This is a genomic window from Campylobacter concisus, from assembly GCF_002165785.1.
Taxonomy (GTDB): Bacteria; Campylobacterota; Campylobacteria; order Campylobacterales; family Campylobacteraceae; genus Campylobacter_A; species Campylobacter_A concisus_W.
This window is the reverse complement of sequence record NZ_NDYO01000001.1, coordinates 131,581-155,626: the sequence shown is the minus strand read 5'-3', so window position 1 is coordinate 155,626 and position 24,046 is coordinate 131,581. Positions and strand designations below refer to the sequence as shown.

General features: G+C 38.1%; 19 protein-coding genes. 6 read left to right on the top strand and 13 right to left on the bottom strand.

Features of this window, described 5'->3' with window-relative positions:
* Positions 1-33: 33 nt before the first annotated feature.
* The 13 genes from B9N62_RS00820 to B9N62_RS00755 form a co-directional block, all read right to left on the bottom strand.
* A complete protein-coding gene (locus tag B9N62_RS00820) occupies positions 34-1,866 on the bottom strand; it encodes a dynamin family protein (RefSeq protein WP_087583948.1) in 1,833 nt (610 codons plus the stop codon).
* Positions 1,859-3,946, bottom strand: coding sequence for a dynamin family protein (locus tag B9N62_RS00815; RefSeq protein WP_087583947.1), 2,088 nt, complete (start codon positions 3,944-3,946; stop codon positions 1,859-1,861). The genes B9N62_RS00820 and B9N62_RS00815 overlap by 8 nt, the downstream gene beginning before the upstream one ends.
* Before the next feature lie 96 nt (positions 3,947-4,042).
* Positions 4,043-5,050, bottom strand: a complete 1,008-nt coding sequence (tsaD, locus tag B9N62_RS00810; RefSeq protein ID WP_087583946.1) for a tRNA (adenosine(37)-N6)-threonylcarbamoyltransferase complex transferase subunit TsaD — start codon at positions 5,048-5,050, stop codon at positions 4,043-4,045.
* A complete protein-coding gene (locus B9N62_RS00805) occupies positions 5,047-6,339 on the bottom strand; it encodes a M99 family carboxypeptidase catalytic domain-containing protein (protein WP_087583945.1) in 1,293 nt (430 codons plus the stop codon). The genes tsaD and B9N62_RS00805 overlap by 4 nt, the downstream gene beginning before the upstream one ends.
* On the bottom strand, positions 6,339-7,574 hold the full coding sequence (locus B9N62_RS00800) for a uracil-xanthine permease family protein (protein WP_072595151.1): 1,236 nt from the start codon (positions 7,572-7,574) through the stop codon (positions 6,339-6,341). The genes B9N62_RS00805 and B9N62_RS00800 overlap by 1 nt, the downstream gene beginning before the upstream one ends.
* The gene (dxr, locus tag B9N62_RS00795; RefSeq protein ID WP_087583944.1) at positions 7,561-8,670 is read right to left on the bottom strand and encodes a 1-deoxy-D-xylulose-5-phosphate reductoisomerase; all 1,110 of its coding nucleotides are present in this window, start codon (positions 8,668-8,670) and stop codon (positions 7,561-7,563) included. The genes B9N62_RS00800 and dxr overlap by 14 nt, the downstream gene beginning before the upstream one ends.
* On the bottom strand, positions 8,652-9,383 hold the full coding sequence (locus tag B9N62_RS00790) for a phosphatidate cytidylyltransferase (RefSeq protein WP_084041191.1): 732 nt from the start codon (positions 9,381-9,383) through the stop codon (positions 8,652-8,654). Before B9N62_RS00790 ends, dxr begins: the two co-directional genes overlap by 19 nt.
* A gap of 210 nt (positions 9,384-9,593) precedes the next feature.
* Positions 9,594-10,493 (bottom strand): restriction endonuclease, encoded by a 900-nt coding sequence (locus tag B9N62_RS00785; protein WP_087583943.1) that lies wholly within the window; start codon positions 10,491-10,493, stop codon positions 9,594-9,596.
* Between the two features lie 362 nt (positions 10,494-10,855).
* Entirely contained in the window at positions 10,856-11,575 is a 720-nt protein-coding gene (locus B9N62_RS00775) for a fumarate reductase iron-sulfur subunit (RefSeq protein ID WP_021091811.1), read from the bottom strand.
* A complete protein-coding gene (locus B9N62_RS00770; RefSeq protein ID WP_087583941.1) occupies positions 11,568-13,586 on the bottom strand; it encodes a fumarate reductase flavoprotein subunit in 2,019 nt (672 codons plus the stop codon). The genes B9N62_RS00775 and B9N62_RS00770 overlap by 8 nt, the downstream gene beginning before the upstream one ends.
* Before the next feature lie 14 nt (positions 13,587-13,600).
* The gene (locus B9N62_RS00765) at positions 13,601-14,299 is read right to left on the bottom strand and encodes a fumarate reductase cytochrome b subunit (RefSeq protein WP_021091688.1); all 699 of its coding nucleotides are present in this window, start codon (positions 14,297-14,299) and stop codon (positions 13,601-13,603) included.
* A 119-nt stretch (positions 14,300-14,418) separates the two neighbouring features.
* A complete protein-coding gene (gene lgt / locus B9N62_RS00760) occupies positions 14,419-15,234 on the bottom strand; it encodes a prolipoprotein diacylglyceryl transferase (protein ID WP_087583940.1) in 816 nt (271 codons plus the stop codon).
* 40 nt (positions 15,235-15,274) lie between these two features.
* Positions 15,275-15,916, bottom strand: coding sequence for an IMPACT family protein (locus tag B9N62_RS00755; protein ID WP_087583939.1), 642 nt, complete (start codon positions 15,914-15,916; stop codon positions 15,275-15,277).
* Positions 15,917-16,041: 125 nt separating this feature from the next.
* Here B9N62_RS00755 and galU point away from each other — a divergent pair, with 125 nt between their 5' ends.
* From galU to B9N62_RS00725, 6 genes are all read left to right on the top strand, one after another.
* On the top strand, positions 16,042-16,863 hold the full coding sequence (gene galU / locus B9N62_RS00750; protein WP_087583938.1) for a UTP--glucose-1-phosphate uridylyltransferase GalU: 822 nt from the start codon (positions 16,042-16,044) through the stop codon (positions 16,861-16,863).
* Complete coding sequence (locus B9N62_RS00745) at positions 16,860-18,080, top strand: glucose-6-phosphate isomerase (RefSeq protein WP_087583937.1); 1,221 nt, start codon at positions 16,860-16,862, stop codon at positions 18,078-18,080. The genes galU and B9N62_RS00745 overlap by 4 nt, the downstream gene beginning before the upstream one ends.
* Positions 18,081-18,083: 3 nt before the next feature.
* Positions 18,084-18,629: a DUF1287 domain-containing protein gene (locus tag B9N62_RS00740; RefSeq protein ID WP_087583936.1), complete on the top strand. Its 546-nt coding sequence runs from the start codon at positions 18,084-18,086 to the stop codon at positions 18,627-18,629.
* A 61-nt stretch (positions 18,630-18,690) separates the two neighbouring features.
* Positions 18,691-20,280: a ribosomal protection-like ABC-F family protein gene (gene abc-f, locus B9N62_RS00735; RefSeq protein ID WP_087583935.1), complete on the top strand. Its 1,590-nt coding sequence runs from the start codon at positions 18,691-18,693 to the stop codon at positions 20,278-20,280.
* 661 nt (positions 20,281-20,941) lie between these two features.
* Positions 20,942-22,342: an aspartate ammonia-lyase gene (locus B9N62_RS00730; RefSeq protein ID WP_087583934.1), complete on the top strand. Its 1,401-nt coding sequence runs from the start codon at positions 20,942-20,944 to the stop codon at positions 22,340-22,342.
* A gap of 91 nt (positions 22,343-22,433) precedes the next feature.
* Positions 22,434-23,921, top strand: a complete 1,488-nt coding sequence (locus tag B9N62_RS00725; RefSeq protein WP_054196953.1) for an anaerobic C4-dicarboxylate transporter — start codon at positions 22,434-22,436, stop codon at positions 23,919-23,921.
* The last annotated feature ends 125 nt before the right edge of the window (positions 23,922-24,046 follow it).

Genomic DNA, 24,046 nt, shown 5'->3' with positions numbered 1-24,046 from the left:
AATGGATAGCTTCTAAGCTTTAAAAATTTTTATTTATCTTAGTAATAATGAATTTTCACAAAGCTCTTTGATCTTTGAAATTTGCTCTTTAACTCTTTCTTTTAAGCCATCAAGCATTGCTATTTTTAAAGTATAAATTTCATTAAAATCGCTTTTTATATCAAGCAAAATTTTATTTAAAAACGAGCTGTTTGAGCACATTAAAGCTTCAAACTCATAAAGGCTAAACGCATCAAGCATGCGCTCATAGACATCTTTTGCACTTGGAATATAAAGTGGCGTATTCATCTGCAGGTGCGACTCTAGCGTCTTTTCTATCTTTTGTTTTATAAAATAAACCGCGAGTTTGAGCGCGTTTTCATAGTTTGAGGCTAGCTTTATATCAAGCTTTTCAAAAAACAAAGAGACCTTTTGTATAGCCTTAAATTTAGCTGTTTCATACTCTCTTAAAAAATTTTCATATGTCCGTCCGGCATAGGTATTTATGGATTTTGTTTCGTAAGCCAAGGCTTGATCATCAAAGCTAGCGTAATTTTCATAGCGAGATTTATATATTAAAAATTTATCCTCTAAATTTTTATAAAGCTCATTAAATGCTGAGGTTATTGCATTTTCTAGCTCTTTTAGATCTTTTTTGTAGCGTTTAAAAAATTTATTAAAAACCACATCTTCGTAGATAAGTTTTGAAAAGACTTCGTCGCTATCAAGACTTATTACCTCAAAATTTTCACGCTTATAAATTTCTTTGTTTAAAAGCGTCTTTGAAGCGTTAAATTTTGTCTTTGAAAAAGGCTTAAGTAGCTTAAATACCTCATCGGCAGCAAGTTTTATAACTTCACTCATTTGACTATATCTTAAAGCGATCTTTGGTTTAAACTCCTCTTTTATCGCCTCCAGCTTCTCATCTAGCGAGCCACTAAATTCATCTAAAATCAACAGCGCATTATCATAAATTTCTAGATGTTTTTCTTGTTCGTTAGTTAGGAGTTTTACGATCTTTTTTGCCCTTGCTTTTATAAAATTTTCTTTAAAGCTCTTATCTAAAAAGCACTCTTTAATAGCCTTTAGAGCTTCGTTAAAATTTGAAGCTTCAAGTAGGCTTTTGTTATTATTTGTGATGCCAAGGAGTGCTTGCTTTGATGAGATAGCGATGATATCCTCAAAAAGCTCGCCATAAGTTTGCCTAGCGTGTTTTAGCAAATTTTCAAGCTCCTCCTTGCTTAGCTTGTCTTTTTGGTTGATTAGGCAGATCGCTTTTAGATCATTTGCTTTTAAAATTTCTTTGATACTTTCAAGCTCGCTTGCCTTTGCGGCGTTGTTTGCAAGGCTTAGCCATATTGCGCCGCTAACCTTTTTTAGCGTATTTTTTGTCTCTTTTGTGTCAGCTTCTCTTAGCGAGTTTAGGCCAGGAGTGTCGATGAAATTTATCTCTTTTAAAATTTCACTTGGCGCATAAAGCGTCATACCAGAAATTTGCTCGCCTAGCTTATTTAGCTCGGTTAGATCGCTACTTGCTAGCAGGCTTTCGCTACCGTTTATAAATTTCACGCTTAGAAGTGGCATCTTTGCAAATTTTAGCCTCACAGCCTTTGCGGTGACTGGAGTTAGTCCTGATGGCAAGATATCTTGACCAAGAAGTGCGTTTAAAAACGTTGATTTCCCACTTGAAAATTGACCGATAACAGCTATTAGTGGTGGCTCATTTAGAGTATCTATTAGTAAATTTAAGCTCTCTTTTATCTGCTCGCTTATATGCAAACTAGGATCGTTTAGATCATTTACGAGCCTAGCTAGCTCGCCCTTAAAATCATTTGTAAAGACCTTAAAGTATCTCGCTTTGTAGGCATTTATAAACTCATTAAACATTTTTAATATCCTCTAAAAGTGAGTAAATTTCATCTTGTAAGGAGGTCTTTTGTTTAAGCTTTGAAATTGAGCTTTGATTTTGTAAATTTAGCTCATTAAGTTTTTCATTGAGCACTAAAAGCCTTTTATTTAAAGCCTCTTTTTGGCTCATCTCATAAGCCTTTACTCGCTCTTTTAGCAGCTTTTTTTCATGTTCTGCTAGCGTCTCACAAAACTGCGATATGCTTTTATTGTTAAGTAAATTTTGTCTTAAACTTGAAAGTGCCTCATCTGGCTCATTTTTATTTAAAATTTTAGCCTCAAGCTCATCTAAAAGCTCACCAAAATCAAGCTCTACGCCCATTTGCTTTAAAAAGTCATTTATACTAAAAATTTTATTTTCACTCACACTAAAGCCATCAAAACTTAAAGCGATATTTTGCTCGCATGACTTTGTCTGCACTAAAGTTTCATTTCTGGCCTCTCTCATAAGTGCCGCAACTCCGTCACAAAGTGTAGTTTTTGCTATTTGTGTAAGACGTTTTAGATTTAAATTTTCTCTTTTACTTTTGCAATAAGCGATATCGCTCTTAAGCTTTTCATTTAGATTTTGAAGTAGTGCTTCAAGCCCCATTTTATAGATATCTTTTGCATTTTTGTCATCGAGTTTTTTTAGCTCGCTTTCTAAAAGCCTTTCAAGTTTTGTGAAATTTTCATTAAGAGAATTTTTGATATTTGCTTGCTCGTTTTGCAAAGCTTCTAGCTCTAAACCAAATGCTTTAAGCTCCAAAATTTCAGCCTTTGTGGCTTCAAGTTTTGTTTTTAAAATATTTTGCAATTCTTTTTGATATGAGCTTAAAATAAGAGCTGATTTTTTAGAGTCTTTGCCAAAAAGTACATCGTAAAGATACTCTTTAAACTCCGGCACGCCACTATTTAAAGCGCCATCAAGATAAGCTTTTGCACTAAGGGCAAAGTAGTCTATCTTAATATTATTTATCTGCTCGCCAATCGCCTTTTTTACGTAGTTAAGCGTTTCATTAATATCCTTTGCGTTTAACTCATCAGCGTGAGTTAGCACGATAGCAATTCTTACGATATGCGAGTTTTCAAGGCATTTTTTCAAAAATATTGCGTCTTTTTGCGTTGCACTTTGTGAGGCATTCATGAGATGAGCCAAAAGGTCGCACTCTTTCATAAAATTTGTAGTTATTTGCTCTCTTAAAACGATCGCATCATCTATGCCCGGAGTGTCTATAATGCAGACATTATCTCTTAAAAGCTCCAAGTCATCATAAAGCTCAACGCTTTTTACGAGATTTGCCGTTTTTGAGCTCGAAGATGTATAGTTTTTGATCTCATCTAGGCTGATCTCTACGCTATTAGCTGGTAAATTTTTGCTTGAAAGTCCAAGTTTTTCTAGCTCGTCTGGACTATAAAAATTTACCTTTGCATGGCTATTTGTTGCGTGCTTTAAGATGGTTAAATTTATGGTCTCAGGTACATTTGATGTGCCTAGGACGGATTTGTTTAAAAGCGCATTTAAAAGCGTTGATTTGCCAGAGTTTATGACACCACTTACTGCGATGTTAAAAAGCGTTTCGTTTGATTTTTTCTTGGCATTTTCTAAAGCTAATAAAAATTCTTTATCTTCATCAAGCATGCTTGCTTTTTCATTTATCTCGTTTAGAAAATCCAAGCTCTTGTGAAAATGATCTTTTGGCTTCGTATTAGAAATTTCAGCCTTATTTTGATTTGAGTTTTTGCTTATAAATTTTATTAAAAAATCAAATTTTTCATGGCTAATTATCTTTTCATCACGTAGCTTTTGTAAGTGGGTTACGAGTTCATCACTTGAAATTTTTGCATCATTTAGTGCTTTTAGTGTAGCTAGCTGGGCACTTTGTATGCTAAAGATATCAAGTCCAACACCTAGCTTTTTTAAGATATTTCTAAACTCGGCAAGAGCCATAAACTCATCTAAATTTTTCTCATCACAAGATAAAAGAAGCACCAGTAGATCTGGGTAAAAAGGCACGCTCGCATCAGTATTAGCGTAAATTTTATTTAAATGCCAAGCGTGATTTAAAAACTCGTCCATTAAAGATTCTTTTTTTGAAATTTTTTAGATTTTATTACGTTTTTACTTACGAAGCTATCAAGATTTAGGCACAAAATTTTATGTTTTTTAAAAAGTTTAATTTAACTCAAGCTTTCTAAAGCTAACTCTTGGGTTTATATTTAGTTCGCTATGGTTTACAAACTCGCCTTTTAGGTACTTCTCACGCCCCACTCTTGCTATCATTAAGGCGTTATCAGAGCAAAACTCAAGTGGAGCTAGTAAAAGCTCGCACTCATTTTTTTGGCAAAGCATCTCAAGCCTTTTTCGTAAATTTAGATTTGCGCTTGCGCCGCCAACTACGCCAAAACGCTTAAAATTTCTTAAACAAAAGACCTTTTCAAGCTTGTTTAAAATGTGCTCACAGGCTGTATTTTCAAATGCGTAGCAGATGTCAGTGATATCTTTTTTAGTGATATTTTCTAGCTTTGAAATTTCAACTCTGACTTGGTTCTTAAGCCCCGAAAAACTATACTCAAGACGTTTATCATGAAGAAGTGGAATGGTAAAAAGAAACCTCTCTTTGTCTTTGCAAAGTAGGGCATTTTGTTGAACTACGGCACCGCCTGGATAGCCAAGATTAAGCATTTTAGCAACCTTGTCAAAGCTCTCACCAAAGCTATCATCGCCAGTGCTTGCAAGCTCCAAAATTTCATCATTTTCGTCAATCTCTAAGATCATCGTATGCCCACCACTTACTAACAGGACGCCAAGTGGAAAGGTGGCTTCACGATCTAAAAATAGTGAGTAGATGTGACCAACTAGATGATTTACGGCAATTAGCGGGATATTAAGAGCCACGCTTAACGCTTTTGCCATGCTGACACCGCCTATTAGACTCACACTAAGACCCGGCTCATTTGTCACAGCGATCGCTTTTATATCTTTAAAATTTGGCAAGATATCCTCTAAGAGTGCTGGCAGTGCCTTTGTATGAAGCCTAGCTGCAAGCTCAGGAACCACGCCACCAAAGATAGCGTGCTCCTCTTCTTGAGAAATTTTTTTATAATAAATTTTCTCTAAAGTGCGTTCATCTATTAGTGCGACCGAGCTATCATCGCAGCTACTTTCGATGCCAAGTATCATTTAAACTCCGCTAAGATCATGCCAGCAAATTTCTCTTTGCCATCTTCATTTTTATAAAACTCTACTCGGTAAATTTTACCGTCTTTATCGATGCTGTAGCTTTTATTTAGGCTATTTTTAGCCACTTCTTGCTCGCTCTCATCTATACTTTTTGTGCCGTATCCTATGACATTTACGCGCACGTTTTTGAGTGCTTTTACTTTAAAGCTCTTTTTCACGCTAAATTTATCACCACTTTTTAATGTAAGCTCGCTACCGTCACTTATTAGTGAAATTTCATCAAGTGGCTTTGCAAACTCGAAATATTGTGGTTTTAATCTAGTAACAAAGCGGTTGCCGTACTGCACTTTGAAGCTACCATTTTCTTTTATGATGGCTATTAGCGGATTTGGTGAGCTGTAATTTAACTCGCCTTTTTTAAGTGGGACAAAATTTATTAAAGGCTTTAGATTTTTAAGGCTTATCGCGTATGAATTTTCAAGTTCAAGTCTGATCTCTTTTTCGATTGCCTTTTTTACACTTTTAACATCAAGGTTAAACGGCCTATTAAAGCTAATGCCAGCTTTTTTCATATATTCTTCAATGGCGATTAGATGGTAATAAGTCCTTTGCTCAGCGTTTAAATTTTTACTAGCTTCGTTTGCAAAGGCTGACTTATTTTGCGTGATAGCATAGTAAGTTAGGCTTTTTAGCATCTCTTTGTCACCCATTGCGGTGTGCGTGTTTTTGATGTGATACTGGTGTTTTTGATCTATTAGATGCTTGTTTAGCACATCTTTTACACTAGAGGCGATGCTTTCAAGCTCTGGGTATTTTGAGCCAGGAAGCGTACTTTGATCTATGATGCAAGTATTGCCCCATTTATCTGGATTTTCGTCTTTGTTTATAAATTTATCTCTGTAATAGCCACTTCCATCGTGTAAATTTAAGATGAGCGTGACGTTTTTATCAGTGATGACATCTTTTATTTTCATTACTGAGTTATAGTCTGGATCGTTTTTATCTACATGGGCAAATTTTCTATTCATATCACCTTTTGTGCCACGACTTCGCTCGATTATGCTTGGGAAATTTAAATTTGGCACAACCCAAAGCGAGCCTTTTGTGATGTTATAGTCAGTTGCCACGATAGAGGCTGCCAAAAAGCCACCCGGCTCATCGCCTTGAATACCGCCGATTAACAACATCGTGTTTTCGCTTGGTTCACCTTTTTTGATGAGCACATAGTCTAAAGTATTAGCTAAACTAGCAGTGGCAAAGGTTAGTAAAAAAAGTAAAAATTTACGCATTAATATCCTTCGTAATGCTTTGTCTTTGGTAAAAGCAAATTTAAAACTATACCAGTAACCGCGCCAAGCCCTATGCCTGAAAATTTCACCGCACCAAGGTCAAGCACCATGCCGCCGATGGCAAAGATAAAGATGAGGGCTACGATTATCATATTTCTAGGATCTGCAAGATCGACTTTATTTTTTATAAGTGTCTCCATGCCAACGCTTGCAATGATGCCAAAAAGTAGCAGCATGATACCGCCGATGACTGGGGCCGGGATAGTTGAGAGCACCGCTCCTAGCTTGCCAACGAAGGCTAGCACGATGGCAGTGATCGCCGCAAAGGTCATGATCGCTGGATTATAAGCTTTTGTAAGACTAACTGCGCCTGTGACCTCTGAGTATGTAGTATTTGGCGGGCCACCAAAAAAAGCAGCAAGCGAAGTGGCAAGTCCATCTCCAAGGAGCGTATTTTTAAGGCCTGGATTTTTTAGAAAATCCTCTTTTGTGACATTTGAGATAGCAAGCATATCGCCTATGTGCTCGATCGCTGGAGCTATGGCGATAGGTATCATATAAATGATCGCTTCAAACTCAAATTTTGGTGTAGTGAAATTTGGCATTCTAAACCAAGGTGCATTAAAGATAGGGGTAAAATCAACCATGCCAAAGCAGTAAGCTACGATGTATCCGGTGATAATACCAAGCAAAATAGGTATAAGCCTAAACATGCCACGCCCAAGCATCATTACCAAAATAGTAGCTACTAACGAAATGCCAGCAACGATCATCGCCTCATTTTGAGTATAAATTTCAGTGGCTGATGTTGCCATTTTAACGGCATTTGGAGCAAGGATTAGGCCTATTGTCATGATGACCGGCCCAACGACAACTGGAGGCAAAATTTTATGCAAAATTTTCTCTCCGCCAAATCGGACCACGAGGCTTAAGGCAACGTAGAAAAATCCAGCAAATATAACTCCGCCCATCGTCACTGCTATGCCCCATTTTTCGATACCGTACTGAAGTGGCGCGATAAAAGCAAAGGAGCTTGCTAAAAAAATAGGCGGAACATTTTTTCTAGTAATTAGCTGAAAAAGTAGCGTGCCAAGACCGGCCGTAAAGAGAGCTACATTTGCATCTAGACCCGTAAGTATCGGCACTAATACCAGTGCACCAAAGGCGACAAATAAAAACTGAACGCCGATTAAGCTTTGTTTGGGATCAAATTTATAACCCTCATACCTTTGCATTTAACATCCTTTTTGCGTAATTTCTAACTTCTTTATCAGCTTCAAAAATTTCATCAATATTTGAAATTTTAATATTTCTAAAATTTTTAACAGAGCTTAAAACGAGCCTTGAGATATCCAAAAACGAGCATTTTTTCTCTAAAAAGCTAAACACTCCAACCTCATTTGCAGCATTTATCACCACACCTAGATCAGGGTTTGCTAGGATCTCATCTTTTAGCGAAAAAATGGGATATTTTTTAAGGCTGATTTTATGAAATTTTATATTTTTTAGATCAAGTAAATTTGCGTGTGAGACAATATTTTCATTGATATTTTCAAACATAGCATGAGCGATAGCTAGCTTCATGTCAGGTCGCGAGAGGTGCATCGTGCTTGAGCCGTCTATAAATTCAACTACGGCGTGTATCGCAGAAGTTGGCTCTATCACAGCTTCTATATCTTTGATGCCATAAAGCCAATAAGCCTCTATCACCTCAAAAAGCTTATTTGTCATCGTCGCGCTGTCGATAGTGATCTTTGCCCCCATATCCCAGTTTGGATGCTTCAAAGCATCACTTGGTGTGGCGTCTTTTAGAAATTTGATCGGCTTTTTATAAAATGCGCCGCCACTTGCTGTGATGATGAGTCTTTTTGGTGCAGTTTTATTTTCAAGTAGAAATTTAAGTCCAAAATGCTCGCTATCAATCGGCAAAATCTCTCTAGTCTTTAGAAATTTGCCGCCAACAACAAGACTCTCTTTGTTTGCAAGGGCAAGCCTTTTGCCAAGAGTTTGCGTCTTTAAACTAGGAGCAAGGCCAGCAAAGCCAACAAGGGCGTTTATTACCTTTTTTGAGCTTGAAATTTCTAGCATTTGCAGCAGTCCAGCCTCACCAAAAAAGATATTTTTAGTTTCTACATTTTTTACGTTTTTAGCTAGCTTTTCATCGCCTACGCAGACAAATTTTGGTTTAAATTTTAAAATTTGCTCATTTAGCAAATCTACATTTTTAGCGCAGCTTAATGCCTCAACCTCTACGCCAAATTTTTCGCAAAGGTTAAGGGCATTTTTGCCGATTGAACCAGTTGAGCCAAGTATTACCACGAGAGCGACCAAAGTAGGGCTACTACGCCAAATAAATATCCATCTATCCTATCAAGCATGCCTCCGTGTCCTGGGAAGAGCGAACCACTATCTTTGACGCCGCAAAGTCTTTTTAGGTAACTCTCAAACAAATCTCCCCAAACCGCAAACACGCAGACTAAAAAGCTTGAGAATAAAATTTGGAAAAATCCTTCAGTTACAAAATTTCCAACAATGCAGCCAATTACAGTGCCTATCGCCACACCGCCTGCTGCACCTTCGATTGTTTTGTTTGGTGAGCTTGGGCTAAATGGATGTTTGCCAAACATTTTGCCAACAAAAAATGCACCGCTATCGCTTGCAACTACACTTAAAATAAGCCATACAAGATAGCCTACGCCATACTCTGAGTAGAGCATCCACATCATAAAGATCGGCGTGGTCGGATAGACAAAAGGTGCGACTAGCTTTAAATTTTCACTTTTTATGTGAGCCAGGATCGAAGCAACCAGCATGATAGCAAGGATTGCTATGAAAATTGGATTTGTAAAATATGTAAGCACATAAAAAGCAAGTGCGGCAAAAACTAGCTGTTTGTGATCGATATTATAAAGCTTGAGCGACTCATTAAATGCAAAATAAAGCACAGCGCCGAGCAAGATAAAATTTAAAATATAATTATCAATAAAAAAAACTACCAAAATAGCAACAAACATCAAAACGCCAGTGATTATGCGAGATTGCATATCCTCTCCTTAAAATCGTTATTTCACTGTAATTATAACACTTAAATTTTAGACGGCGTTTATAAGAGTAAAATTTGATTTAAAAAGCATTTTAAGCTGGTAAATTTGGACTATATTGACGTTAGTAAAGATTTAAATTTATTTTTTAAGCACACAAATAAAGTAAGACTGAAATGATCCCAGGCAGTAGTACTTTATGGCTTAAAATTTTTAAAAATTATTTTCCTCAAAAAAGTCGGTGTCGATTTTGCAAATTTCATATATTTGGCTTGTTTGAACGCCGACTTTGTATTTTATCATTAGCTCTGCAAGCTTGTCGCCATCTATCAAAACCACACTAAAATTTTGATTATCTTTGGCGAAATTTTCAGCTTCTTTAGTAAATTTTGCCGTAGTGATAAAGACACCTTTTTTAGTATTTTTATTTGAGATGGCGCCGATAAACTGCTGAATCTCTGGCCTACGGATATTACTGCCGTCTTTGTATTTTTTTGCTTGGATATAAATTTTAGAAAGTCCAAGTTCATCTTCATCTATGATGCCATCTATCCCGCCGTCTGGGCCTTTGTTCGTAAGATTTCCAGCTCCATAATTCATCTTTTCAAGTAGCTTTGTTACAAGGTATTCAAAAAATCTTGGCTCTTTTTCTAAAATGCTAGATAAAATTTCACTTTTTAGCTCTTCTTTTATCTTGCAAAGCGCTTCATCTATATTGTCATCTGGGGTATTTTCCGTGGCTTCTTTTTTCTCTTGCCTTATCTCTTGTTTGTAAATTTCATCGTACCAAGAGAGAAATTTGCTCTTTTTGTCCTTGCTACTTACTAGCTCTTTGCCAAAATTTGTTATGGCAAATAGGCTTCTACCAACTTTTTGAAGCGGCACTTTTTCTGACTTTGATTTTACTTGAGCTGTTGTAGCCAGATAGGATAAAGCCCAGTCGGTACGATTTATATAAGTTGGAGTTCCTCTTTTTATTTTTTGCAAAAGATCTTCGTCTTTTAACTTAAAATACTCAATTATAAATTTAGAAATTTCAGCTCTATTTGCCTCTTTCTTTTGTGCGACAAATTCTAAAATAGGTAGCATCATATCTTTATAGCTTGGTAACATTTTATATCCTTAAATGAAGCAAATTTTTGAAATTATATAAATTTTTTGGCTTAAAAGCTATAATCAAAACATGAGATGTCTTGGCCTAACAAATTTTCTTTTAGAAAATAGTAGCTTATTTGTAAATACCTTTGCTACGATATTTGCACTGATTTTTTGTTTTGTTTCTAGTGTTGGAATCGTATTTATATTTATCGCATTTCCACTTGGTTATATAATGGGCGCACTCTTATCAATCCCATTTTTGATATTTTTATTTTTCTTATTTGTATCTATTGATATCTTTTTATGCCTTTTGGCATCTATTTGCAGTCTTTTTTAATAAATTTAGAAGTAGATTTGGGGCTTTTACAGCCCCTTTTCTACTTTATAGCAGCCATTTTTCTACGCATATAAGCTATGCGGCTTTGAAGTGGGAGGTGTTTAGGGCAGTTATCCTCGCAGCCTAGCAAAGTCATACAGCCAAACACGCCGTCATCGTCGCCGATAAGCTCGTAAAAGTCCTCGTCGGTTCGTTTATCAAGCGCGTCGATTTTAAATCTAGCTACGCGGTTAAGTCCGACCGCACCGATGAAATCAGGCCTCATGATAGCCGTACCGCACGCAGCCACGCAGATACCGCACTCGATGCAGCGGTCAAGCTCAAATACTTCCTGCGCCACTTCGGGCTCAACCTTTTCCTCAAGCTTAGAAATATCGGTCTCGTGGTCGGTGTGTATCCAGCTCTCCACACGCCTACTCATCGCATTCATCCAGTTGCCGGTGTCTACGCTTAAGTCTTTTAGTAACTTAAATACTGGCAAAGGCATAAGCTCAATTACTCCGCTTTCAAAATCTTTAGTAAGAGTTCTACAAGCTAATCTTGGCTTACCATTTACAAGCATGCCACAACTTCCACAAATTCCAGCACGACAAACAAAGTCAAAGCTAAGATCTGGGTCAAATTTCTCGCGAATCATATTTAATGCGATAAATAATGTCATACCATCGGTCTCTTCTAGCTCGTAGGTCGCGAAATGTGGCTTTGAAATTTTACTTAATGGATTATATTTAAATGCTTTTATGGTTATTTTTCTACTCATATCCTATTCCTGCTCTTTCGTTTGGTGCTTTATATTTTGGTTGAAGATCATAGTGCATTAAAACCTCTTGAATTTCTTGTCTGCTCTTACCTTCAGCTTGCATTTTCTCACGAATTTCATCAACCTCTTTTTGGCGGATGGCACTATCTGGATGCTCAATAATATTACCTTTCGCACCATAGCCTCTAAATGCTGGTGGCATCTCCATTTTCATAATATCAAGTGGCTCATACACGATAGTTGGTAGCGTATCGCCCTCTCTCCAGCTAGTTAGAGTTCTGTTTAGCCAGTTTAGATCGTCGCGTTTCGGATAGTCTTCGCGGCAGTGCGCTCCGCGGCTTTCTGTGCGATCAAGCGCACCTTTTGCGATACAAAGGGCTAGTTTTAGCATCTTTGGTACGCGGTAAGCTTCCTCAAGCTCAGGGTTGCCAAATAGCGCCTTGTTTGTAACTTTGACGTCCAAAGATTGTTTATAAAGCTCTTCTAGCTCTTTTAGCGCTACGGCTAGACCTTCGCCCGTTCTAAAGATCGCCACGTGCTCCCACATGATGTCTTTCATCTTGTTTTTGATCTCAAATACGTTAAATTTGCCCTCTTTTTCAACTAGGCTCTTTAGATAGTCTTCCTCTTTTTTAACGAATTTTTCGATATCTGCGGTGTTTATCTCAATCTCGTGCTTACCGCAGTAGTCGGCAAAATAATCGCCCACGATCATGCCCGCGACGACAGTTTCAGAAACGGAGTTGCCGCCTAGACGGTTAAATCCGTGCATATCCCAGCATGCAGCCTCGCCGGCGCTAAATAGACCTTCTAACGTCGGGCTCTCGCCTGTAGGCTTAGTTTTTATGCCGCCCATAGAGTAGTGCTGCATAGGTAGGATCGGCGCCCAGCCTTTACCGCGCTGTCGTCCGTTCTCGTCGGTATATACTTCGGTGTCGGCAGGATCGATGCCGTTAAAGATTTCGCAAATTTCTTGAACGTCGCGTAAATTTTTCTCGATATGCTCGCGTCCTAGGATCGAGATATCTAGCCAAACGTGATATCCGTATGGGCTAGGTACACCCTTGCCTGCGCGGATATGCTCCATGATACGGCGGCTTACGACGTCGCGGCTAGCTAGTTCTTTTTTCTCAGGCTCATAATCAGGCATAAAGCGATATCCGTCCACGTCGCGTAAAATTCCGCCGTCGCCGCGGCAACCTTCCGTTAGTAAGATACCGCTTGGAACGATAGGAGTCGGGTGAAACTGAACAGCTTCCATATTTCCTAGCTGAGCTACGCCGGTCTCAAGAGCGATGGCCGCGCCGATACCTTCGCAAACTACGGCGTTTGTAGTGTGTTTATAAACCCTGCCGTAGCCGCCAGTGGCGATTAGCGTACCTTTTGCAACGTATGCCGTGATCTCGCCGTTAACTAGATCGCGAACGATCGCGCCGTAACAGCGGTTGTTTGCGTGGATTAGCGCGATAGCTTCTTTTCTATCGTGAATTTCTACGTTATGCTTTAGAGCCTCGTTTGCTACGGCAAAAAGCATAGTGTGACCGGTGGCGTCGGCCGTAAAGCATGTTCTCCATTTTTTAGTTCCGCCAAAGTCGCGAGAGTGGATGAGTCCGTGGACCTCTTCTTTTTCTACGATAGTCGTTTTTTGAGCGTTGATGATAGCGCTTCTCTCGCCTTTTGTTATACGAGTCCAAGGTACGCCCCAAGCCGCTAGCTCGCGGATCGCCTTAGGCGCAGTTTGACAAAACATACGCGCAACTTGCTGATCACAGCCCCAGTCGCTACCTTTTACCGTGTCGGCAAAGTGCACATCCTCGTTGTCGCCTTCGCTCATTTTTGAATTTCCCAAAGAGGCTTGCATGCCGCCTTGCGCAGCCGCAGAGTGCGAGCGCTTTACAGGTATGAGACTTAAAACTACAGTACTTAGCCCTTTTTCTCCGGCGGCAACGGCAGCTCGTAGACCCGCTAGACCACCTCCGATAACCAATGCATCATAATATTTTACATTCATCTTCTAGCTCCTTTTTAATGGCTGATCCACACAAAATCGGCGATTAGCGCAATTATAGCGAGTATGCCATAAACGGCAAATACAATTGTTTTTGCCTTATTTCTTTTGGCAAACATTTCGTGCTTATTTGCACCATCAATGCTTATCCATTTGACATACAAGCGGTACATACCGATACTAGCGTGAACGACCATAAAAACAAGTAGTGCGAAGTAGAAAATTTCTAGTTGATGAAATGCAGCCGCTGATTTATCTGCAGTAATATGTCCACCAAAGACTATATCCACTAAGTGTGCGCTGGCTGCGAAAAATAGAGCAAAACCGGTTAAAAACTGAAACCACCAAAGCGTAGTATCAAGGTGTTTCATGCGGTCTTTGTGGCCTCTAAACATTAGATATTGTCTGTAGTTTGCTGGAAATTTTCTCATAGCTAAAAATGCATGAGCGATAAAAATGGCAAATATTACCGCAGCTATGACGTTAGTGATCCACCATGTAGCCTCGCCGAATAAAAATTTAGCCTCCGCAAACCCTACGACAGCGTTAAATGCGTCTTTGCCAAGTAGTATAGTAGAAGTAAAAACCATATGGCACAATATAAAACAGGCTAAAATAAAACCTGTAATACTTTGCCATCTATCCCAAGCGGCTGGTGTGCGACTTTTTTTGTCGTCCGACCGTTTTCCCAAAAAACCTTCTATAAGCCCGGTCATGAGCCCTCCTAAGAAATTTGAAATAAATTATCATTTCTTAATACTAATTTAAATATTAGTATTAATTGATAAAGCTAATCGTATCAGAAATTTACTTTAATGTTTTTTAAACGTTTACATTAAATTTTCGTAAATCTCTTAAAAAGCATAATATAAACAAAAATTCCAAAGCTACACATAATAAGCGATAAAATTTGTCCCATTGAAAGATTAAAAACAATAAAACCAAGTCCTGAATCAGGCTCTCTAAAAAACTCGCAAATGAATCTTGCAAAAGTGTATAAAATAGCATAAAGCGCTATCAGCTCGCCATTAAATTTCTTAAATTTTCTATATAAAAATAAAATAATAAAAATAACTAAACCTTCTAAGAATGCCTCATAAAGTTGGCTAGGATGTCTTGGTTGGCCAAAAACATTTATCGCCCAAGGCACATCTGTAACTCGTCCAAAAAGCTCTTGATTTAAGAAATTTCCGATCCTGCCAAATGTATATCCAAAAGGTATGCAAACCGCACAAAGATCAAGTAGCTGCCATAAATTTTGTTTATACCTTTTGCAAAATAGATATGTCGCAAGCAAAAAGCCAACTACAGCTCCGTGATAACTCATACCACGAATTCCTATAAATTCGCCGTTATGAAATGGATTAAAAATTTGCCAAGGTTGCGTCAAGTAGTAGCTTACTTCGCCTGAATATACTAAAACCCAGCCAAGTCTAGCGCCTAAAATGACACCTATCTCTACCCAAAAAAAGTAATTATCCAAGAGCTGATTTGAGATTGGGATTTTATCTTTTTTAACGAGATACTTTGCCATGGCAAGTGCCAAAACAAGGGCTAAGATATACATAAGCCCATACCAGTGCACGCTAAAGCCAAAGACGCTAAAGGCGACTGGGTTAAAGTGGTTATAAATATCGTTCCAAATTTCCATTTTTACTTTCTTTTTAGAATTTTTGCGATTTTACAATGATTTAGCTTTGATGAGCGAATAAGCTCTTGCCACTAAGCGCAAGGGCTAGAAATTTAAATTCGCTTACTTCAAATTCTTTGCAAAATTTAAATAGCTCTGCAAATTCTGCATCGTTTAAATTTATGCTCCAGATCGCTCCAAGGTCATTAAATTCTCTTTCAAATTCGCTTAAATTTTTAGTGGCAAAATAGTGCTCAAAGCGGCTCATCAGCGAAAAAGGGGTAAAAAATTTAGTCTCATCTTTTATCTCAAATTTCATCATGCCACCATCTTTTATGGCTTCATTTATTACCTCATTTACAGCCCCAGAGTAAGCTCTGACTAACCCTCCAGTGCCAAGCTTTATCCCACCAAAGTAGCGAACTATCAATACACCAACGTTTATGAGCCGAGCACCGCGTAAAGCATTTAGACTTGGCTGGCCGCTAGTGCCCTTTGGCTCGCCATCGTCGCTTTGGTTTTCAACGATCTGACCGTATTTGTTTAGCTCTCTTGTCGCCCAAACTACGTGAACAGCCTTAAAATGCTCCTCTTTTAGGCGCTCATGCAAGCTTTTAAACGAGCTTATCGGGCATAAAAACGCTAAGAAATTTGACTTTTTTATATCAAGCTGGGCTTTAAAAATCCTATCAATCGTCTGCAAATTTGCTCTTTTCTTTAAATTTTAAAATCTTATCAATTTGCTAATTAAAGCCTTGTAAATTTAGACAAATTTATATTATTAAGGAAAAGATAGTAGAATTTTGCAATTTTTCACGAAGGACTAAAATGATACAAACTTGCCTATTTCCAGCAGCTGGATATGGAACGAGGTTTTTGCCAGCTACAAAATCACTCCCAAAAGAGATGTTGCCGATCCTTACAAAACCGCTCATTCACTACGGTGTTGATGAGGCACTTGAGGCTGGCATAGATAATATGGCCTTTGTCACAGGGCGTGGAAAGAGGGCACTTGAGGACTATTTTGACATCAGCTACGAGCTAGAAAAAGAGATCGCAGGTAGCTCAAAAGAGTCGCTACTTAGCGAGATAAGAAATTTGATGAACTCATGCACATTTTCATTTACTAGACAAAATGAGATGAAAGGACTTGGACATGCCATTTATACGGGCAAAACACTAGTTCGTTACGAGGCTTTTGGGGTCATTTTGGCAGATGATTTATGTATAAATGAAAATGGCGAGGGTGTGCTTTCTCAGATGGTTAAAATTTATGAAAAGTATCGCTGCAGCGTCGTTGCAGTAATGGAAGTACCAAAAGAGCAGACCAAGTCTTATGGCGTCGTAAGCGGTAGGTTTATAGAAGATAATCTTATAATGGTCGATGATATGGTTGAAAAGCCTAATCCTGCCGAGGCTCCGACAAATTTAGCTATCATTGGACGCTACATCCTAACTCCGGATATTTTTAATATTTTAGAGAGAACAAAGCCAGGTAAAAACGGCGAAATTCAGATCACGGACGCATTAAAAGCGCAGGCAAAAGATGGCATGGTGCTAGCTTATAAATTTAAGGGCAAGAGATTTGACTGTGGCAGTATCGACGGCTTTATCGAGGCTACAAATTTCTTTTACGAGCGTAGTAAATGATAGAGACTTCATTTAAATTCAACTTTGCAAGCAGCGATGTCATCGACTCCTATGCTAAACGCATAAGCGACGAGTACGAAAGCGGCGAGATAGGCTACTACCACCTGCCAGCTCTTGGCCAAAATTTACTTGGCGAGATCGAGGAGTATGAAAAGGGCATTACTCATATCAAAAATGTCGTGCTAGTTGGTATCGGCGGCAGTAGTCTTGGCGTAAAGGCGCTAAAATCGATGCTTGATGGCACAAAGGGGATAAAGAGGGAGCTTTTATTTTTAGATAACGTCGATCCTTGCAGCTACAAAAGCACGCTTGATGGGGTAAATTTTAACGAGACGCTTTTTGTAATAAGCTCAAAATCAGGCAACACGATCGAGACGATCACTATTTTTAAGTGCTTGCTTGATGACTTTAAGCCTCAAAATTTAGGCAAAAATTTCCTCATAATAACTGATCCAGGCACAAATTTAGAAAATTTTGCCAAAGAAAATGGCATAAAATTTTTCAATATCCCAAAAAACGTTGGCGGGAGATTTAGCGTGCTAAGTGCGATTGGCCTTGTGCCTCTTGGTATCTGTGGCTACGATATAAAGGCGCTTTTAGATGGCGCGCTTGCTTGCAAGAAGCAATACATCGAGCAAAAAGATAGCTCGATCGTCGCTAAAGCCTACCACTACGCTACTAGCAGAAATGCCAGCATAAATGTCATTTTTAGCTATTGCGATAGATTTTTTGAATTTAACGACTGGTACGTGCAACTTTGGGCGGAGAGTCTTGGTAAAAAAAGAGGCTATAAAAGGGTCGGCCTTACGCCAGTTGGACTTGTCGGTAGTCGCGATCAGCACAGCTTTTTGCAGCTTATCATGGACGGAGTAAAAGATAAGAGCGTGACATTTATAAAGATAAAAGATCACGCGAGCGACAAGGCTATCCCAAGTTTGAGCTTAAACGGGCTTGAAGAGTGCGATTTTGTGGCAGGTCTAAGCCTAAATGAGCTTATAAATTTGCAGTGCGACGCGACAGCTATGGCGCTGGTGCAAGAGGGCATAAGTGTCGATACGATCACACTCGAGAGGCTTGATGAGTTTCATGCTGGCTGGCTCATTTTCTACTACGAGTTGCTTACTTCGGCCACTGGTATCATGCTAGGTATCAACACCTACGATCAGCCAGGCGTTGAGATAGGAAAACGTATCCTAAAAACCATGCTTTTAAAGTAGAATATGAAGAAATTTCTACTTTTAGCTCTTTTTGCCACGCAAATTTTTGCCTTTTTGGCGAGTAAATTTGCAAATGACGCTAGGTCGCAGATCGGTGTGACGATAAGTTACGATCCAAACTATGAGCAGCTCGCCTATCCTATGGGCGACGTGGATATCAAAAAGGGCGTTTGCACCGACGTTGTGGTAAGGGCGCTGCGACATCAGGACATGGATCTGCAAAGGCTCATTTTTGAAGATATGAGTAGAAATTTCGCAAGCTATCCTAAAAAATGGGGGCTTAAAAAGGCTGATAAAAACATCGATCACAGGCGTGTTTTAAACATCGCTACCTATCTAAAAAGAAAAGGTTTTGAGGTGAGTGATGATAAATTTTTACCAGGCGATATCGTCACATGGATGCTACCAGGAAATTTGCCTCACATCGGCGTAATCTCAGATAAATTTGAAGGCCAAACACCGCTTGTCATCCACAACATCGGCTCTGGCGTGCAAGAAGAAAACATACTTTATAGCTACAAGATCACGGGGCATTTTAGGCTAAAGTAGCAAAATGGCTTTTTAATCAAATTTTAGGCAAAATCCAAAAAAATAGATTCAAGGAAAAATAATGTTAGAAGTTAGGGGACTTACTCAAAGATTTGCAAGCAGTTTGCTATTTGAGGATGTAAATTTAAAGCTAAATCGCCACAACAGATACGGGCTCATCGGTGCAAATGGCGCTGGTAAATCGACATTTTTAAAAATTTTAAGCGGAGCTATTGAGCCAACTAGCGGCGAGATCGTCATAGAAAATGGACTAAAAGTTGGCGTGCTTGGGCAAGATCAGTTTGCGTTTGAAAATTTCACGCTAAAAGATGCGGTACTTTATGGCAACAAACGCCTATATGACGCTGTAAAAGAGAAAGAGAAACTCTATATGAGCGAAGAATTTACTGATGAGATAAATGAGCGCTTAAGCGAGCTTGAGATGATAAGCGCCGAAGAAGACCCAAGCTACGAGTACGAGACTAGGATAGAGAAAATTTTAAGCTCACTTGGGCTAAATGAATTTGATAAGCTGATGAGCGAGGTTGAAAACTCAGATAAAGTTAAAGTTTTGCTAGCTCAGGTGCTATTTCCAAAGCCAGACATTTTATTTTTAGACGAGCCAACAAACAACCTTGATATAGACGCGATCGCATGGCTAGAAAACGAGCTAAACCGCCACGAGGGCACGCTTGTGGTTATCAGCCACGACAGACACTTTTTAAATAGAGTTTGCACAAACATTTTGGATGTGGATTTTAAGAAAATTCGCGAGTTTTCAGGCAACTACGACGACTGGTATATGGCTGCAAATTTGATCGCAAAGCAGCATGAGATGGAACGCGATAAGAAACTAAAAGAGAAAGAGGAGCTGGAGAAATTTATCGCGAGATTTTCAGCAAATGCGAGTAAGGCAAAGCAGGCGACCTCTCGTGCAAAACAGCTTGAAAAGCTTGACATAGCAGAGATTGCAGTATCAAGCAGGCGTGATCCAAGCATACTTTTTCGTGCAAACCGTGAGATAGGAAACGAGCTAATAGAGCTTAAAAATGTAAGTAAGAAATTTGATGATAAGGTGATATTTGAAAATTTTAACTTTAAGCTTGAAAAGGGCGACAAGCTAGCCATCATCGGCCATAACGGTGTTGGTAAAAGTACGCTTTGTAAGATCATAATGGGTGAGCTAAAGCCTGACGCGGGCGAGGTGCATATAGGCGCGACCATCGAGCTTGGATATTTTGCGCAAGATACGGTAAATAAGATAGATGGCGAGCTAAAGCTTTATGAGTACTTGCAAGATGCCAAAAACAAGGACATCGACGAGATCAGAAAGTGCCTTGGCAGGATGCTCTTTAGCGGTGCTGAGCAAGAAAAGGCAGTGGGTGCTCTAAGCGGTGGCGAAAAACACCGAGTAAGACTAGCTCAGCTCATGCTTCATAGACCAAATTTACTTGTTATGGACGAGCCAAATAACCACCTAGATCTTGAGGCTATCATCGCACTTGGTGAGGCGTTTTACAACTTTAATGGCTCAGTCATCTGCGTGAGCCACGACAGGGAGCTGATAGATGCCTTTGCAAATAGAATTTTACATCTAAAAGGCAATGGCGAAGTCGTTGATTTTAAAGGCACATATGAAGAATACAGAGCAAATTTGGGGCTTGAGAGCTAAAATTTGTTATTTCTTGCTCCTGATTGTAGGGGCAAGATTAAAATTTATATTTACTACAAAATTCTTACAAATATTAATCTAACTATATAAATTAAAAATAGCTTATAAAAATTATCAAAATCCAATAAAAAGACTTTATAAATAAGAAAGAAAATTAATAAGAATTTTCTAAAGTATTAGTAAGATTTGTAAAATAAAATTTATTAAATAATATTTTTATGATGCTTAGTTTAAGGGCTCTATTTAAAAATTTAATAAATTTACTTTGCAATATGGTGATATTTACTTAGTTTTTACTTTCTAAAGTAATATTAGAAATAAAATTTAACTTTATTTTTTATATTTTTGGATATAAAAAGTGTGATTTAATATTTATTTTATATTATTTTTCTATATATTTATCTTTTAAACTTAAAAATTTAAATAAATTCGAGCTAATTATGAGCTTTTTATATAATAAAAAAGTGATATTATTATTAAAATAACAATTTATCTAAGCTATATTATTAAATATAGCTTAAAAGCTACTATAAATTTTTCTCCAAAAGTCGTTTTATCTAGGTTAAAAGCCAAAGCTTAAAAAAATAAAGTAGTAATTAATATTTAAAATATTAAATATCTATATAATTTCATCAATACAATTTTTATAAGGAGAATGGTTATGGCAGCCAGAAAAGAACACGATTTTATAGGTGAGTTGGAAATCTCTGACGATTTTTATTATGGTATCCAAACATTTAGGGCTACCGAAAACTTCCACATGAGTGGTAGAACTTTAAAAGAATATCCATACTTTGTAAAAGCATTTGCACAAATCAAAAAAGCAGCAGCACTTGCCAATAAAGAGGTTGGCGTTTTAGATCCTAAAATCGCTGACACATTAGCAAAAGCCGCTGATAGAGTAATAGCTGGTGAGTTTTTAGATCAATTTGTGGTTGATATGGTCCAAGGTGGTGCTGGAACAAGTACAAATATGAATGCAAATGAGGTTATTACAAACATCGCACTTGAGAGCATGGGTCATAAAAAAGGTGAGTATCAATACATCCATCCAAACGATCATACAAACCTTGGACAAAGTACAAACGACACTTACCCAAGCTCAATAAAAGTAGCAACTTACGCAAAACTTACTGATTTGCTTGCTGCGATGAATCTACTAAAAGATGAACTTGATAAAAAAGCAAAAGAATTTAAAGATATTATTAAAATGGGTAGAACTGAGCTTGAAGATGCAGTTCCTACAACACTTGGAAATACATTTAATGCATTTGCAAGCTACATTAAAAGCGATATCGAAAAGATCACAGCTGCACGCGAGTCAATGACATATCTAAATATGGGTGCAACTGCGATTGGTACAGGCATTAACTGCCACCCTGATTATAAAAATGTAGTTGTTAAAAAGTTAAAAGATATCACTGGTGTTGATTTCAAAAAAGCTGATGACTTCATCGCAGCCACACAAGACACTGCAGACTTCGTTCACGTAAGTGGTGCGTTAAAAACCGCAGCTGTTAGGCTTTCAAAAATCGCAAATGACCTTCGCCTAATGAACTCAGGGCCAAGATGCGGCCTTGGTGAGATAAATTTACCACAAATGCAACCAGGTAGCTCAATCATGCCAGGCAAAGTAAACCCAGTTATCGCTGAGGTTGTAGGCGAAGCGTGCTATGAAGTAATCGGTAATGATGTAACTATCATGCTTTGCAGCGAGAGGGGTGAATTTGAGCTAAATGCATTTGAGCCAGGCATTGCTTATGCGCTATTTAACTCTATATTTATCCTTGAAAACGCGATGAAAACACTAGCTGAAAAAGCTATAAGAAAACTAACAGCAAATCCTGAGGCTTGCTTAAAATCAGTTCTAGGCTCAGTTGGTATCGTAACTGCGTTTAACCCATACATCGGTTACGAAAAATCTGCAAGTATCGCTAAAGAAGCCCTTCAAACTGGTAAAGCAGTTGGCGATATCTGCCTAGAGAGAGGCTATCTAAGCAAAGAAGAGATCGATAAAATTTTAGAGCCAAAAAATATGCTAAATCCAAGCATGGTTAGATAAAAATTTAAGCAAAGTATTATTAAAAGCGTGTCAAAATTCTGACACGCTTAAGTAAAAAATTTAGTTATAAAATTTAATAGAGGAGTTTTCAATGGATATTTCATTGATATTACAGTTGATCGTGCTTTTTGGTGCGATATTCTTGGGTGTTAGACTAGGCGGTATGGCTATTGGTTATGCTGGTGGCATCGGCGTCGTAGTTTTAACTTTAGGACTTGGATTAAAAGCAGGTAGTATACCTTGGGATGTTATTTTAATCATTATGTCCGTTATAGCTGCTATTACAGCGATGCAAGTAGCTGGTGGCCTTGATTATTTGGTGCAAATAGCCGAAGGGATACTAAGAAAACATCCAAAATACATAAATTTCTTAGCTCCAGTTGTCACTTACTTGCTAACTGTATTTGCTGGTACTGGACACACAGCATTTTCTATGATTCCAGTTATTACCGAAGTTGCAAAGACACAAAATATTAAGCCTAGTGCGCCTCTTAGTATAGCTGTTGTTGCTAGTCAGATAGCCATTACTGCAAGCCCAGTTTCAGCAGCGGTTGTATTTATGGCTGGTGAGCATGCCTTAGGTGGACTTGGCATCAGCTATCCATTACTATTAGCTATCTGGATACCTACAACTTTTATTGGTTGTATGCTAACAGCTCTTGTTATAAATATATTTTATAACCTTGATCTAAGTAGCGATAAAGAGTATCAAAGAAGACTTAAAGAAGGGCTAATCAAAGATGTTAAAATCGAAGAGAAAAAAGAGCTTCCAAAAGGAGCTAAACTATCTGTTTTAATATTCTTAGTTGGTGTTATCTCTGTCGTTTTATATGCTACTGCTATTAGTAAAAACGTAGGCTGGATAAAACCAAGCTATGTAACAGGCTATGAAAAAATTTATGAGACCAAAAGTCCAGATAAATTTAATGAACTTGTCGCAAAAGATATAAAAGTCAAAACTGACTCAACTACTAATGTAAAATATGTAGAAGATCCAGATAAACCTACAAAGGTGTTGGTATTAACTAGAGATAACGCTATTATGAGCTTTATGCTAGTTATCGCTACTTTAATCACACTAACTTGTGGTGTCAAAGTCGATAAGCTATTTAATACAGCTACATTTAAAAGTGGTATGACCGCGTGCGTCTGCGTGCTAGGTGTAGCGTGGCTTGGAGATACTTTCGTGGTAAATCACACTGATGCGATCAAAAATTTTGCCGGCGATTTTGTTAAAGACTATCCGTTTATGCTGGCTGTTGCGCTATTTTTTGCTAGTATGCTTCTTTACTCTCAAGCCGCTACCGCAAAGGCACTTATTCCTACAGTTATAGCCGCACTTGGCTTAACTGCTGCAAATAACGGTGACGCATATATTTTAGTTGCATCATTTGCTGCAGTTTCAGCATTGTTTGTGTTGCCAACATATCCGACACTACTTGGAGCCGTTCAAATGGATGATACTGGAACAACTAGGATAGGTAAATATATATTCAACCACTCCTTTTTTATTCCAGGCGTTTTAGCTATTGCTTTTTCTGTCGCACTTGGATTTTTGATAGCTCCGATACTTTTATAAGTATTTTAAATCAAACTTAAGCCGAGATCTCTCTCGGCTTTTTAAATCTCTTTAAAATTTTTAATTTCTATTCAAAATCCTTAATCAAAATTTTCTATTCAAAATTTTTATAAGATTGCGCTAAA